This window comes from Stenotrophomonas sp. LMG 10879, from assembly GCF_002750935.1.
In the GTDB taxonomy this organism is placed as follows: domain Bacteria; phylum Pseudomonadota; class Gammaproteobacteria; order Xanthomonadales; family Xanthomonadaceae; genus Stenotrophomonas; species Stenotrophomonas lactitubi_B.
The window spans coordinates 1-14,132 of sequence record NZ_PEJT01000020.1; the positions used below are offsets into that span (position 1 = coordinate 1).

Genomic DNA, 14,132 nt, shown 5'->3' on the forward strand with positions numbered 1-14,132 from the left:
CGGCAAACCCCTTTACACGGCCATCCGCGAACGCGGCCACAGCAGTACCGCCAGCTTCAACATCCTGGCCAGAAAGCTGGCCAAGATCGCCTGGGGCGTCTTCAAGAGCGGTCGGGACTTTGATCCAGCCATGCTGAAAGTGGGTCAAGCCTGCTTCCAGCAGGCTTGACCACAAACATAGGATCTCGGCTCTACAACAGCGCGTGCGGCGGTATGCTGGTGGGCCTTTCCCCGCTGTAGCCGGAGCCCCGCGTGAGCACCTCGATCCAGGATGTTTCCCTCACCACCATCGACGGCCAGCCGTCCTCGCTTGCCGACTACCAGGGCAAGGTACTGCTGCTGGTCAACGTCGCGTCCAAGTGCGGCCTGACCCCGCAGTACGAAGGCCTGCAGGCGCTGTACGCGGAAAAGCACGCGCAGGGCCTGGAAGTGCTGGGCTTCCCGGCCAACAACTTCCTCGGCCAGGAACCGGGCAGCGAGGCGGAGATCCAGCAGTTCTGTCAGCTGACCTACGACGTGAGCTTCCCGATGTTCGCCAAGATCAGCGTGGCCGGTGAAGACACCCACCCGCTGTACCAGCAGCTGACTGCCGCGCAGCCGCAGGCGATCGGCGAAGGTCCGCTGCGCGAGCGCCTGGCCAGCAAGGAGATTCCGATCCACCCGGCACCGGCGGTGCTGTGGAACTTCGAGAAGTTCCTGGTCGGCCGCGATGGCAAGGTCATCGCCCGCTTCGCCCCGGACGTGGCCGCCGATGATGCGCGCCTGCGCGAAGCGGTCGAGGCGGCACTGGCAGCCTGATCGGCCCAGGGTCGGATCCCTTTCCACGGGAAAGGGCTCCGACCCGACCCACAGCGCCCAAAAAAAACCCCGCCGAGGCGGGGTTTTTCGTTCATGCGGGGCCAACGTGGATCAGTTGGTCCACTGCGGCATCGGCATCGCATCGACCGGGATCGGCGAGTTCGCATCGTCGCTGCCACGCTCGCGCTTGCCGCGCAGGTCGTTCTCGATCTGGTAGTTGCGGCGCTGCATCCAGGCATCGCGGACCAATGCGTATTCGTCCACCGCGGTATCGCGCAGGTCGTCGATCGCCAGCAGCTGCGCGCGGGTGTCGACCAGCTGCAGGCCCTGCAGGCCGATGCGGTACTTGTCGCTTTCGATGCGGCGGATCGGCGACAGCGGGATGTCACCGGCCAGGCCGAACACATCACGCACGGTGCGCGGGCCGAAGAACGGCAGTTCCACGTAGCGCGAACGACGCCAGCCCCAGGCACCCAGGGTCTGCCCGAAGTCCTCGTTGCGACGCGGCACCATCGCCTTGCTGGCCGGATCGAACAGGCCACCAACGCCCAGCGTGCTGTTCATCAGGAACCGGCCCAGGCTGTCCCAGGCATCGGCCGGGCGGCCCTGCAGCAGCTGGTTGGTGATGGTCAGCGGTGCACGCAGGTTGCTGAAGAAGTTGCTTACGCCGGTACGGGCAAAGCGCGGCACCACGTGGGTATAGGCGGTTGCCAGCGGACGGGCGATACCGCGGTCGACCGCATTGTTGAACCCGTGCACCTTGCGGTTGAACGGTTCCCACGGGTCGTACGCAGTGGTGCTGGTGGTGCTGCCGTTGGCGCCGTACAACGCGTCGAAGTCGTCATCGCCGCCCGGAGCGGTGGCAGCGGCATCATTGCCGCTTGCACCCTGCGAAGCGACCGCCGGTGCCGGCGTGGCCGCTGCAGGTACGGGGGCGTCGGCAACGACGCTCGCAGCAGGTGCATCGGCACCAGCCGCATTGTCGACGGGGGTGGTACTCGTCGCCGGCACCACGGTGTCGGCCACCGGCGCATCGCTGCGTGCCGGCTTGCCGGCACAGGCGCTGAGCGCGGCGGCCAGGAGGATCAGGGGGAAAACGCGCACGACGTTCATGTCAGCTCGCAGCAGAAGTAGCGTTGAAGTCCAGGTCGGGCGACAGCCGGTAGGCCGCGCTCAGTTCGTTGTAGCCGGCGGGGGCGCCGGAGATCGTCAGCGGATGACCGCCCTGGCGCGCGCGCGCGGCCAGCTCGGCCAGCAACGCCAGGCCGGCGCTGTCCACGCGCTCGACCTCTGCCAGTTCCAGCCGCGACAGCTGCGCCGGCAGGGCCTGCAGTTGCGGCCACAGCGCGATCACCGCTGCACGGTCGAGCACCCCGCGCAGGCGCAGGGTGTCACCCTCCAGCAGCGCCAGCGCCTTATTTGCCATTGCCGGCCGGCCCGGCCTGCATGCTGCCGCTGCGCAGATCGTTGGCCACCTGCTTGATGCCCTTCTGGCGCAGCGGGGCATCGAACTGGTTGCGGAAGGTCTGCACGTAGGAGATGCCTTCGATGTTGACGTCGAAGATCTTCCACTGGCCGCCTTCATTGCGCATCCAGTACTCGACCGGCGTCGGCTCGCTGCCGGCACGCACCAGCTCGGTGCTCACGCGCACGCCGCGGTTGCCCGGCAGCGGGCTTTCGCCCTTCAGGCGGAAGCTCGGCTTGCCCTGGATGTTGAGCAGGGTCGAGCCATAGCGCTGCATCAGGTTGTCGGCCATCGCATTGGCGAACAGCTTGATGTCGGCGTCGGCGGCGCCCCGGGCGTGCGTGCCCAGCACCAGGCGCGCGGCATAGTCGCGGTCGAAGGTGCGGTTGAGCTCGCTGTCGATGTAGCTGCGCAGGCTGGCCGGGTTGCCGCTGAATTCAGCACGGCGCTGCTGCAGGGTAGTGAGGATGCGGGTGCTGGCGTCGATCACCACCTTGCCGGCCTGGCCCTGGGGGGCGGCAGCAGCGGGGGCGGCGGCCTGCGCCTGGGCCAGGAACGGGGTGGCCAGCAGCAGCGACGAGGCGAGCAGGGCCGGGATCAGTTTCATCTTCATGGTTGCGGTTCCGTTGCAGGCGCCTGCGCGCCATCGTTGGGCTTCGGAGCAGCGCCGCCACCGGCGCCGCCACTGAACATGTACTTGCCGACCAGCTGGATCAGGTCCACGGCCGGCTGGGTGAAGACGATCTCTTCGCCGGGCTTCAGCACGTCGGGATCGCCGCCGGGTTGCAGACCGATATAGCTCTCGCCGAGCAAACCACTGGTGAAGATGCCCGCCGAGGTATCGGCCGGCAGATCCTTGACCTTGCTGTCCATGCGCAGGGTCACGATCGATTCGAACTTCACCGGGTCCAGGTCGATCGCCGCGACCTGGCCGACGGTGACGCCACCGATCTTCACCGGCGCCTGCTTGCGCAGCTGGCCGACCTGGGAGAAGCGGGCCTTGAGTTCATAGCCTTCGCCACCCCAGCTCCAGCGCTGGTTGGTCGAGGCGACGGCCAGCACCATCAGCGAGGCCAGGGCCAGCAGCAGGAAAGCGCCGACGGAGAATTCGAGTCTGGGACCGCGGATGGCCATGTGGATTACCTGATCAGTCGTGGTGGCCGCGCGCCGATGCGCACCGCCGGTGGAGGGGTTAGGTGAACAACATTGCCGACAGCACGAAGTTGAACATCAGCACCAGCAGCGAGGCGTTGACCACCGCACGGGTGGTGGCCACCGAGGTGCCTTCGATGGTCGGTTCGGCGTGGAAACCGACATAGGCGGCAACCAGTGCGGCGGTGCCACCGAAGATCGCCGACTTCAGCATCGCCACGCCGAAATCGTCCCAGAAGTCCACGCTGCCACGCAGCGCCGACCAGAACACGCCGTTGTCCAGGCCCAGTACGTGCACGGCCTCGAAATAGCTGGCGCTGATCGCCAGCGAACAGAAGATGCCGGTCAGCAGCGGCACGGTCAGTACCGCCGCCCAGAAGCGCGGCGCCACGGCTTTGGCCACCGGGTCGATCGCCATCAGTTCCAGCGCCTTGATCTGGTCGGTGGCGCGCATCAGGCCCAGTTCGGCGGCGATCGAGCTGCCGGCACGGCCGATGAACAGCAGTGCGGTCAGCACCGGTGCCAGTTCGCGGTACAGCGACAGGCCGAGCAGGGTCGACAGCGCGTCGGCCGCACCGAAGGTGGTCAGCGTGCGGTAGCCCTGCAGGGTCAGCACCAGGCCGACGAAGGCGCCGCCGACGGCGATGATCGGCAGCGAACGCGCACCGATCTTGTAGATCTCGCGGGTCAGCTCGGCCAGGAAATCACGGGTCGGCAGCGAACCGCGCAGCACGGTCAGCGAGAACAGGCCGGCACGGCCCAGCGAGCGGGTGGCTTGCACGAACGGCATCAGGCAACCCTCGCGCGCGGTGCGGCATCAAACGGGATGGGACCGTCGGGCTGGCCGTGCAGGAACTGCCGCAGCAGCGGGTCCTGGCTGGACTGCAGCGCCTCCGGCGTGCCCTGGAACACGATGCCGCCGTTGGCGATCGCGATCACCTGGTCGCAGATCGGCAGGGTCTCGTGCACGTGGTGGCTGACGATGATGCTGGTCAGGCCCAGGCTGTGGTTGAGGCGCTGGATCAGGCTCATGATCACCCCCGAGGCGATCGGGTCCAGCCCGGTCAGCGGCTCGTCGTAGATCATCAGCGGCGGGTCCAGGGCCAATGCGCGGGCCAGGGCCACGCGGCGGGCCATGCCGCCGGACAGTTCACGCGGCCAGGCATCGGCGGCCGCCAGCAGGCCTACCGAATGCAGCTTCATCTGCACCAGCCGGCGCAGTACCGGTGCCGGCAGGCGGGTATGGGTGCGCAACGGCAGGGCAACGTTTTCGGCCACGGTCAGGTCGGTCAGCAGGCCATTGCCCTGCAGCAGTACGCCAACGCTCTTGCGCATCTCCAGCAGTTCAGCGGTGCGCTGCGGGATCGGCTTGCCGAACAGGGTGATGTCACCCGTGACCGGACGCAGTTCGCCGGTCAGCGCCGCCAGCAGGGTCGACTTGCCGCTGCCGGACGGACCCAGCACGGCGGTGATGCTGCCTTTGGGCACCTGCAGCGAAACGTCGCGCAGAATCGTGCGCCCGCTCCGGTCGATGCGGACGTTGGATAACTGCACCAGACTGGGAGTGGAAGCCGACATGGGCACCCTTAACGTTTTTTCGACATTGAAGCATCGGGTCAGGCTGCTGAACATAAGCAGACTGGACGGTCCAGTATTGTTGCACGGCCGGACCTCCGCCAGACCGGGACAATTCCTGAAACGACCGGAACAATCCGTCGCGATCGCCGTACCCCGGCATTGAATACGGCCGGGTGTGCTGCACACTGTGCACGATGAGTGACCCGGGCAGCGATTTCCGCCTCTACCATTCCAATTCGCTGGACGTGCTGGCTGCGCTGCTGGCGCGCAACGTGCGTGTGCCGGTGGCGGGACAGCCGCTGCTGGCGCCGGAGGTGGTGCTGATCCCGCAGGTGGCGATGCGGCGCTGGCTGCAGGCAACCCTGGCCGCCGAGTATGGCGTGGCCGCCAACCTGGAATTCCTCACCCCCGGTGAGTTCGTTGCCCGGGCATTGAACGCCAATGTCGAGGGCGAAGCCGACGATCTGGACGCGGCCGCCCTGCATTGGCGCCTGTACCAGGCCCTGCGCGACCCGGACCTGCTGGCGCAGCCGCCCATGCGTGCGCTGCAGTCCTATCTTGCCGGTGGCGATGCGCTCAAACCCTGGGCCCTGGCCGGCGAACTGGCGTCGGTGTTCGAGAAGTACCAGGCCTGGCGCCGCGACTGGCTGCTGCGCTGGGAGGCCGGCGCCGATGCGGCCGATCCGCAGGCCATCCTGTGGCGCAGCATCGCCACCGGCCATGGTTACCGCGCGCGCCGCATCCAGGCCTACCTGGACCGCTTCGAGGGCGCCGGCCAGCCGCTGCCGAAGGGCCTGCCAGCGCGGATGTCGGCGTTTGCCACCCTCAACATCTCGCCCGACGTACTGCGCGTCATGGCCACCCAGTCGCGGGTGGGCGAACTGCATTTCTACCTGCCCACGCCGGTGCAGTCCTACTGGGGCGACCTGCAGACCCTGGCAGAGCGCCTGCGCAGCGGCGCGCCGGACCCGTTTGGCGAGGCCGCCGGCGAGAACCGCCTGCTGGAAGCGTGGGGTGCGGCCGGCCGCGATTTCATGGCGGTGCTGGGCAGCTACGAAGTGGTGCATCCGGCCGGTGAGATCGCCGCCTATTCCGACCCCGAGGAAGATTCGCGGCCGACCATGGACCAGGGCGGGCTGTCCGACAGCCTGCTGCACCGCCTGCAGCGCGACCTGTTCCACCGTCGCGCCTTGCCGTCGGGCGAACCACGCGACGGCCTGCGCAGCGACGACCCGAGCCTGCAGGTGCATGCCTGCCACACCCGCCTGCGCGAGCTGCAGGTGCTGCACGACCAGCTGCGCAGCCTGCTGCAGGACCCGCGCTTCGACCCGCCGTTGCAGGCGCGTGAGATCGCCGTGCTGGCGCCGGACATCGATCCGTATGTGCCCTATCTGGAAGCGGTGTTCGGCGGACGGGGTGGCGACGACGAGCACATTCCCTACGCGCTGGCCGACAGCAGTCCGCTGGCCGGCGAGCCGCTGGCCGATGTGTTCGTGCACCTGCTCGGCCTGCCGATTTCGCGCTTCGGCCTGAACGAGGTGCTGGACCTGCTGGCCAGTGCACCGTTGGCCGAGGCCGCCGGCCTGGAAGCGGTTGACTTCGATCGCCTGCATGGCTGGCTGCAGCAGGCGGGCGCACGCTGGGGCCTGGATGCCAACCATCGCGACCAGCTGCAGGCCCCCAGCGATGACGCCTACACCTGGCAGTTCGCGCTGGATCGCCTGCTGCTGGGCCACGCCACCGGCAGCGAGGTGGACCTGGCCGGGGTGGCGCCGTGGATCGAGCTGGAAGGCGGGGCGCTGGATGCGCTGGACCGGCTGCTGCGCCTGCTGCGCGTGCTGGCCGTCTACCAGCGCCGGCTCGGTGAGCTGTTGACCCCCGCACAGTGGCGGCAGCGCCTGTTGTCGCTGCTCGATGCGCTGCTGCCGACGCCGCCCAGCTCACCCAACAGCCAGCGTGCGCTGGAGCGCCTGCGCAAGCTGCTCAACCAGTTCGCCGAGGATGCGTACAAGGCCGGGTTCGCCGACGGCGTGCCGCCGGAAGTGGTGCGTGCACACTTCGCCGGTGCCCTGGCCGAGGCCGATACGCGGGCGCCGCTGCTGACCGGTGGCATCAGCTTCGGCCGCATGGTGCCGATGCGCCTGCTGCCGTTCCGGGTGATCTGCGTGCTCGGCCTCAACGATGGTGATTTCCCGCGTCGTGATCCCGCCGCCGGCCTCAACCAGCTCACCGCTGAACTGGACACGCCGCGCCGCCGCCCGGGCGACCGCTCCACCCGCGAAGACGATCGTTTCCTGTTCCTGCAGCTGTTCGCTGCCGCCCAGGATGTGTTCTACCTCAGCTATCTTGGCGCCGACCCGCGCGATGGCAGCGTGCGCGAACCCTCGGTGCTGGTCAGTGAACTGATCGACGCCGCCGCGGCCTATCACCTGGATCCGCCGACCGCCACGCGCGACTTCACCGTGCGCCACGCGCTGCAGCCGTTCTCGCCGGCCGCCTTCGGCGATGGCGACCCGCGCCGCTTCAGCTACCGCCGGCAGTGGCATCCGGCCGCCGGGCGACTGGGTGGGGAGCGTGGCGGCCTGCTGCCGTGGTTCGACACCACACTGCCGCCACCGGCGGACGACGCGGTGGAAGAAGAGGTCTCGCTGGACAGCCTGCGTCGTTTCCTGTGCGATCCGGCCGGCCAGTTCCTCGCGCAGTCGCTGGGCCTGCGCCTGGCTGACGACGTTGAGGACGTCGACGACCTGGAGCCGCTGGTGCTGTCTTCGCGCGGGCCGGAGAAGCGCAGCGTGCAGTTGGCCGTGGTGCAGGCCACCCTGGCCGGCGACAGCGAGCCGCTGTACCCGCGGTTGCGCGCACGCGGACTGCTGCCGTCGGGCATCCTCGGCGAGCGCCAGTTCGAAGTGGAACAGCTCAAGACCCGCCCGTACGCCACGGCCATGCTCGGCTGGTTGCAGGGCACGCCGCTGGAGAGCCGCCGCTATGAAGTGGAGATCGACGGTGTGCGCCTGCATGGCCGGGTCGGCGATCGCCATCCGGAGGGCCTGGTGCGACTGCGCGCCGGCGCCCTGAACGGCAACGCGGTGATCCGCCAGGGGCTCGACTGGCTGTTGGCCAACGCCGCCGGCGATGCCTTGCCGCTGGTGCAGTTCCACGACGGTGGTGATGCTGGGCCCGGTCCGCATGTCTTGCCTGCGCTGACCGTGCCTGCAGCCCGCGCGGCATTGCGCGCGCTGCTGCAGCTGCGCCAGCGCGGCCTGCGCGAGCCGCTGCGCTTCGCGCCCTACACCGGCTGGGTGCTGTTCAACGCGCCGGTGGAAAAGCAGCGCAGCGAAGGCTGGAAGCAATGGCATGGCAGCGACCGCAGCTGGGGTGAAGCCAACAGTGATGCGTGGCAGCTGCTGCTGCGTGGCGCCGACCCGTTCGCCGACGACGCCAGTTATGCCGACCTGCTGCGCAACAGCCAGGTGGTCTTCAGCGCCGTGCGCGAAGGCCGCAGCTTCGGCACTGATCCACAGGCAGGCCACGCATGAGCCGCGTTGCCGAGGACCCTTCCATCGACACACGTTTGCCCGACCCTTACCTGGCGTTGCCGCTGCACGGCACGCGACTGATCGAAGCCAGTGCCGGCACCGGCAAGACCTTCACCCTGGCGACACTGTTCACCCGTCTGGTGGTCGAGCAGGGCCTGCGTATCGGCCAGATCCTGGCGGTGACGTTCACCGATGCGGCGACCCAGGAGCTGCGCAAGCGCATCCGCGAGCGCCTGGCTCTGGCCGCACGCCTGGTCGATCTGCCGCCCGGCGATGATGAAACGCCCGACGCGGCGCTGACCCGGCAGGTGCTGCAACGCCATCTGCAGGACGGCATGGAAAGCGCCAAGGCGTTGAAGCGGCGCCTGCAGGTGGCTGCCGACGAAATCGACCTGGCGGCGATCTTCACCATCCACGGCTTCTGCACCCGCGTGCTGCGCGAACATGCGCTGGAGAGCGGGCATACCTTCGACCCACCGGAGCTGCTGGCCAGCGATCGTGAGCTGCTGGAAGAACTGGCCGCCGATCTCTGGCGCGTGCATGCCAACGACCCGGCCACGCTGGAACCGCTGACCTGGCTGTGGTCAACCCCGGATGCGCTGGCGGCTGACCTGCGCGCGCTGCTGTCATCGCCACCGCTGCATCCGCGGCCGCAGCCGCTGGCCGTGGACGACCCGCGCCCGGCCCTGGAAGCGGTCGCGGTGGAACTGGCTGCTGCCGTGCGCGAGCACGGTGATCGCTTCTTCCTGGACCTGTGCGAAGCGGTCGACAACAAGTGGATCAACGGCGTCTCCTACAAGCTGGGCTGGCTGCACCCGCTGGGTCGCCAGCTGTTGGGTTGGGCCGAGCGCGGCGACGCCGCCGAACTGCTGTCCAGCGACCGCCTGCCGGCACTGCTGCCCGATGCGCTGGTGGCCAAGACCAACAAGAAGTTCGCCGAGCGCACGCCGTCCTCGCCGCTGCAGGCACCGCTGCAGCGCTACGTGGCACTGCTGGCCCAGCGCGAACAGTGGTTGCGGGCGAGTGCGCTGAACTTCCTGCATGCACTGCGCGAGGATGCCACCCAGCGCCTGTCGGCCCTGAAGCGCCTGCGCCGCGTGCAGACCTACGACGATCTGATCGACGGTGTGGCTCGCGCGCTGGAAGGACCGCAGCGGCTGACCCTGGTCAAGCAGCTGCGTGCGCAGTACCGCATCGCCCTGGTCGATGAATTCCAGGATACCGACGACCGCCAGTGGGGCATCTTCCATACCGTGTTCGGCGCCTCGCCGGAGGTGGACGAACTGGGGCTGCAGCCGGCGCTGTTCCTGATCGGTGACCCCAAGCAGGCCATTTATGGCTTCCGCGGTGGCGACATCCATACCTATCTGAAAGCCAAGCAGGTGGCCGAGCAGGCGCCGGCGCTGGACCAGAACTTCCGCTCGCGCCCGGCCGTGCTCCGCGCGCTGCAGGCGCTGTACGACAACGCGGGCGAAGACGCCTTCCTCGAACGCGACATCCAGTTCGAGCCGGTGCGCCCGGGTGGCGTGCGAGCCGATGAGGATTACCTGCGTGATGGCCGGGCCGCACCTGCGCTCACCCTGCGCCTGCTGCGCAGCGAGGGTGAAAAGGCCTTCAGCGCCGATGCCTCGCGCGACGCGGCGACCGAGGCCTGCGTGGCCGCGATCCACCAGATCCTGCTGGAAGCGCGTGCCGGCACCGCGCTGCTGCGCGGGCGTCCGCTGCAGCCTGGCGATATCGCCGTGCTGGTGCGCTCGCATCGCGAAGCCACGCTGGTGCAGCGCGCGCTGGCTGCGGTCGGCATTCCCGCAGTGGCGGCCGGCAAGCAGAGCCTGTTCGCCACCAGCGAGGCCCGTGACCTGCGTGCGCTGCTGCTGGCCTTGCTGCAACCGGCCGACGAAGGGCGCCTGCGTACCGCGTTGGCAACCGTGCTGCTGGGCCAGCGCGCAAGTGCGATTGCCAGCATGGAGCGCGAGGGCGACCTGCAGCGCGGGTTCCAGGCGCAGCTGCTGCACTGGCGCGAGCGCTGGCAGCGTGGCGGACCGTTCGCGGTGGTTGCCGATGTCTGCGCCGCGCAGGGCGAACGCCTGCTGGCGCTGATCGATGGCGAGCGGCGCCTGACCAATTACCTGCAGCTGGGCGAACTGCTGCAGGAAGCCTCGGCGCAGGCACTGGGCATGCACGGCCTGCTGGACTGGCTGCAGGGGCAGATGGCCAACGCCGACCAGGACGATGAGCAGCAGCTGCTGCGCTTGGAGTCCGACGCGCGGCGGGTGCAGATCATCACTCTGCACAAGAGCAAGGGTCTGGAATACCCGCTGGTGTTCCTGCCGTTCGTGGGGATCGATGGCGGCGCGCCGAACACCGCCACTCACTGCACCGTGCACCTGCAGGGCGAGCGCCAGCTGCACTGGAAGCTGGACAAGGACGATGCGTGGGAAGCGGCCAGCAGCCAGCGTGAGCGTGAACAGCGTGCAGAAGACGCGCGCCTGTTGTATGTGGGATTGACCCGCGCCGAGCATGCGCTGTGGATCGCCACCGGTGATCTGGCTGGCCATGCGAAAACCCGCCTGTCCCCGTTGCTGGGCGATCTGCAGGCGCTGCGTGTGCATGCGGACGTGGAGCTGGATGACAGCGCGCTGCCGGGCCGCCTGCCGCAGCTGCTGGCCGAAACCGAAGGTGAGCTGCCCGCAGTGCGTGCGTTGACCCGGCGTGTGCCCCATGACTGGTGGGTTTACAGCTTCACCCAGCTGGCGCATGCCGACGCTGGCAACAGCGACGATATCGAAGCGGCGGCCACCGAACTGCCGGCACCGGCCGCCGACGAACCCGCCGGTGCCGAGCTGCCGCTGGAACCGGCACTGCCGGAAGCCGCTGCGGAAGACATGGCGCCGCCGGATCCACGCTTCATGGGCAGCCGTTTCGGCAACGTCCTGCACGATGCGCTGGAGAACGTCGACTTCGCACTGTGGAGCGGCTGGCAGCCTGAGCAACCGGCGCCGGAGGGACAGGCCGACGTGCTGCGCCGCTCGCTGCACGACGAAGGCTATGCCGACGAGGATCTGGACGATGGCGTGGCGGTGCTGGTGCCGCTGGTGGGCCACACCCTCACCGTGCCGCTGCCCGAAGGTGGTGCGCTGTGCAGCGTGCCCGAGCACGAGCGCCGCGCCGAGATCGAGTTCCACTTCGCCATCGAGCCGACCGCGGTGCCGGTGCTGCTGCAGCTGCTGCACGAGCACGGCATCGCCAGCGCGCGGCGTGGCTTCGGCCTGCGCAGAAGGCTGGAAGGCCTGATGACCGGCAAGATCGATCTGACCTACGTGCGTGATGGCCGTTGGTATGTGCTGGACTACAAATCCAACCGGTTGCCGGGTTACAGCCCGGACCTGCTGGAGATCGCCATGCGCCACAGCGAGTACGACCTGCAGGCGCTGATCTACACCGTGGCCCTGCATCGCTGGCTGCGTTTCCGCCTGGGCGCGGCCTACGACTACGCACGCGACATGGGCGGTATCCGTTACCTGTTCTGCCGTGGCCTGGACGTTGCCGGCAATGGCGTGCACGTGCAGCGTTTCGCACCGGAACTGGTGGATGCGCTGGATGCCTTGTTTGCCGGCGGCGAAGCGGCCCAGGCCGATATGGCGGCGCGCGCGCGCGGAGAAACCGCATGAACCTGCTGCGTGATCTGCATCGCAGTGGCCAGCTGCGCACCCTGGACCACGCCCTGGCCACCAGCCTCAAGCGCCTGCGCGAGGACACGCCGGACGACGTGGCACTGGCGGCCGCACTGGCCTCGCTGGCCGTGGCGCAGGGGCACGCGGGTTTCGATCCGCGCCAGCCACAGCGCCTGATCGACGGCGTACCAGCATGGCCTGAGCCTGCGCAGTGGCTGGCACAACTGCAGGCCTCGCCCTGGGTGGCGACGCCGCAGGACGCCAGCGCCGCCGCAGAGGAAGCACCGCTGGTGCTGGAAAACGGCCTGCTGTACCTGCGCCGTTACCGCGAGTACGAGCGGCAGCTGGCGGTTGGCCTGCAGCGCATCGGCCGCCATCCGCTGCCTGCACCGGACATGGCCGCCGTGGCGCCGTTGTTCGCGCGCCTGTTCCCGCAGGCCGCCACCAGCGAAGACCAGCAGGCACGCGCCGCCGGCGTGACCCTGCGCCACCCATTGGCGCTGGTCACCGGTGGCCCCGGTACCGGCAAGACCACCACCATCGCCCGTCTGCTGCTGCTGTTGGCCGCACAGGCGCTGCACCAGGGCCTGCCCGTGCCGAAGGTGGCGCTGGCAGCGCCTACCGGCCGCGCCGCCGAGCGCATGGCCGAAAGCCTGCGCCTGGCCGTACAGCGGCTGCAGGAGCAGGGGCTGGACCCGGCGCTGTGCACCGCGCTGCCCAGCACTGGCACCACCCTGCATCGCCTGCTCGGGGTGATTCCCGATTCACCGCGCTTCCGCCATCACGCCGACAACCCGTTGCCGGTGGACGTGGTGGTGGTCGACGAAGCCTCGATGATCGACCTGCCGTTGATGGCCAAGCTGGTCGACGCGATCGCCAGCGGCACCCGCCTGATCCTGCTCGGCGATCCCGACCAGCTGCCATCGGTGGAAGCCGGCGATGTGCTCAGTGCGATCCTGCGCGCCAGCGGCGATGGCATCGGCACCCGCGCCGACGACACGCAGGCGCTGCATGGCCTGCTGGCAGCGGCCACGCTGCAGCCGCAGGCAGCACCGCGCGCGTTCGCGGGTCGTCGCGTGCAGTTGCAGCGTGGCTACCGGCAGAGTGATGCGCTGGATCTGGCACCGCTGGCGCAGGCCGTGCGCGGCGGCGACAGTGGCACCGCCCTGCGCCTGCTGCGCAGTGGTGAACTGGCCGGCGTCCGCTTCCATGAAGGCGAAGCCGATCCGTTGCGCGGCCAGCGCGAGCACCTGCTCGACCATTGGCGCGCACTGGCCGATGCGGTGGATCCCACGCAGGCACTGCAGCAGGCTGGCCGCCTGCGCGTGCTGACCGCACTGCGCGAAGGCCCGCAGGGCGCGCGCGGCCTCAACAGCCGCATCGAACAGCTGCTGGCCGGCAACACCCCGGGCTACTTCCAGGGCCGGCTGCTGCTGATCACCGAGAACAGCTACCGCCATCGCCTGTTCAACGGCGATATCGGCATCTGCCTGCGCGATGGCAGCGGCGCGATGGTGGCCTGGTTCCCCGGCGAGACCGCCGACCAGCCGCGCGCCTTCCACCCGGCAGCGTTGCCCGCACACGAGAGCGCCTTCGCGATGACCGTGCACAAGGCACAGGGCTCGGAGTTCGACGAAGTGTGGCTGCAGCTGCCACGGCAGGACAGCCGCGTACTGTCGCGCGAACTGGTCTACACCGGCCTGACCCGCGCCCGCCAGCGCCTGCAGGTAGCCGGCAGCGCCGACGTGCTGGAGGCCGCGTTGAAGCGGCATGCCAGCCGCCTCGGTGGATTGGCCTGGCGGCTGGGCGCGGAAGAAGTGCCCGACGAACCAACGCGCATCGAACAACCCAAGGTGCAGGGCACGTTGTTCTGAATCGGGTGCGATGCGCTTGCTGTAGAGCCGAGCCATGCTCGGCTTATAGGTCACG

At 68.9% G+C, this 14,132-nt stretch carries 10 protein-coding genes; 4 read left to right on the forward strand and 6 right to left on the reverse strand.

What is annotated here, in order from left to right; all coding sequences use genetic code 11:
• Positions 1-252 precede the first annotated feature (252 nt).
• Positions 253-798 carry a glutathione peroxidase gene (locus CR919_RS20745; RefSeq protein ID WP_099821635.1) on the forward strand — a complete coding sequence of 182 codons (546 nt, stop codon included), beginning with the start codon at positions 253-255 and terminating at the stop codon, positions 796-798.
• Between the two features lie 111 nt (positions 799-909).
• Here CR919_RS20745 and CR919_RS20750 read toward each other — a convergent pair whose 3' ends face one another.
• The 6 genes from CR919_RS20750 to CR919_RS20775 are packed head-to-tail and all read right to left on the reverse strand — an operon-like array spanning position 910 to position 4,993.
• The gene (locus tag CR919_RS20750; RefSeq protein ID WP_099821636.1) at positions 910-1,911 is read right to left on the reverse strand and encodes a VacJ family lipoprotein; all 1,002 of its coding nucleotides are present in this window, start codon (positions 1,909-1,911) and stop codon (positions 910-912) included.
• 1 nt (position 1,912) lies between these two features.
• Positions 1,913-2,224, reverse strand: a complete 312-nt coding sequence (locus tag CR919_RS20755; RefSeq protein WP_025875628.1) for an STAS domain-containing protein — start codon at positions 2,222-2,224, stop codon at positions 1,913-1,915.
• Positions 2,214-2,876: an ABC transporter substrate-binding protein gene (locus CR919_RS20760; protein WP_099821637.1), complete on the reverse strand. Its 663-nt coding sequence runs from the start codon at positions 2,874-2,876 to the stop codon at positions 2,214-2,216. The genes CR919_RS20755 and CR919_RS20760 overlap by 11 nt, the downstream gene beginning before the upstream one ends.
• On the reverse strand, positions 2,873-3,397 hold the full coding sequence (mlaD, locus tag CR919_RS20765; RefSeq protein WP_006404090.1) for an outer membrane lipid asymmetry maintenance protein MlaD: 525 nt from the start codon (positions 3,395-3,397) through the stop codon (positions 2,873-2,875). Before mlaD ends, CR919_RS20760 begins: the two co-directional genes overlap by 4 nt.
• Positions 3,398-3,455: 58 nt before the next feature.
• Complete coding sequence (locus tag CR919_RS20770; protein ID WP_006404088.1) at positions 3,456-4,205, reverse strand: MlaE family lipid ABC transporter permease subunit; 750 nt, start codon at positions 4,203-4,205, stop codon at positions 3,456-3,458.
• Positions 4,205-4,993 (reverse strand): ATP-binding cassette domain-containing protein, encoded by a 789-nt coding sequence (locus CR919_RS20775; protein WP_099821638.1) that lies wholly within the window; start codon positions 4,991-4,993, stop codon positions 4,205-4,207. Before CR919_RS20775 ends, CR919_RS20770 begins: the two co-directional genes overlap by 1 nt.
• Before the next feature lie 194 nt (positions 4,994-5,187).
• Between CR919_RS20775 and recC the strand changes: the two genes are divergently transcribed.
• Genes recC through recD form a run of 3 tightly spaced genes read left to right on the forward strand, consistent with a single transcriptional unit; the run spans position 5,188 to position 14,077 of the window.
• The gene (gene recC, locus CR919_RS20780; RefSeq protein ID WP_099821639.1) at positions 5,188-8,529 is read left to right on the forward strand and encodes an exodeoxyribonuclease V subunit gamma; all 3,342 of its coding nucleotides are present in this window, start codon (positions 5,188-5,190) and stop codon (positions 8,527-8,529) included.
• Positions 8,526-12,200 (forward strand): exodeoxyribonuclease V subunit beta, encoded by a 3,675-nt coding sequence (gene recB / locus CR919_RS20785; RefSeq protein WP_099821640.1) that lies wholly within the window; start codon positions 8,526-8,528, stop codon positions 12,198-12,200. Before recC ends, recB begins: the two co-directional genes overlap by 4 nt.
• A complete protein-coding gene (gene recD, locus CR919_RS20790; protein ID WP_099821641.1) occupies positions 12,197-14,077 on the forward strand; it encodes an exodeoxyribonuclease V subunit alpha in 1,881 nt (626 codons plus the stop codon). Before recB ends, recD begins: the two co-directional genes overlap by 4 nt.
• The last annotated feature ends 55 nt before the right edge of the window (positions 14,078-14,132 follow it).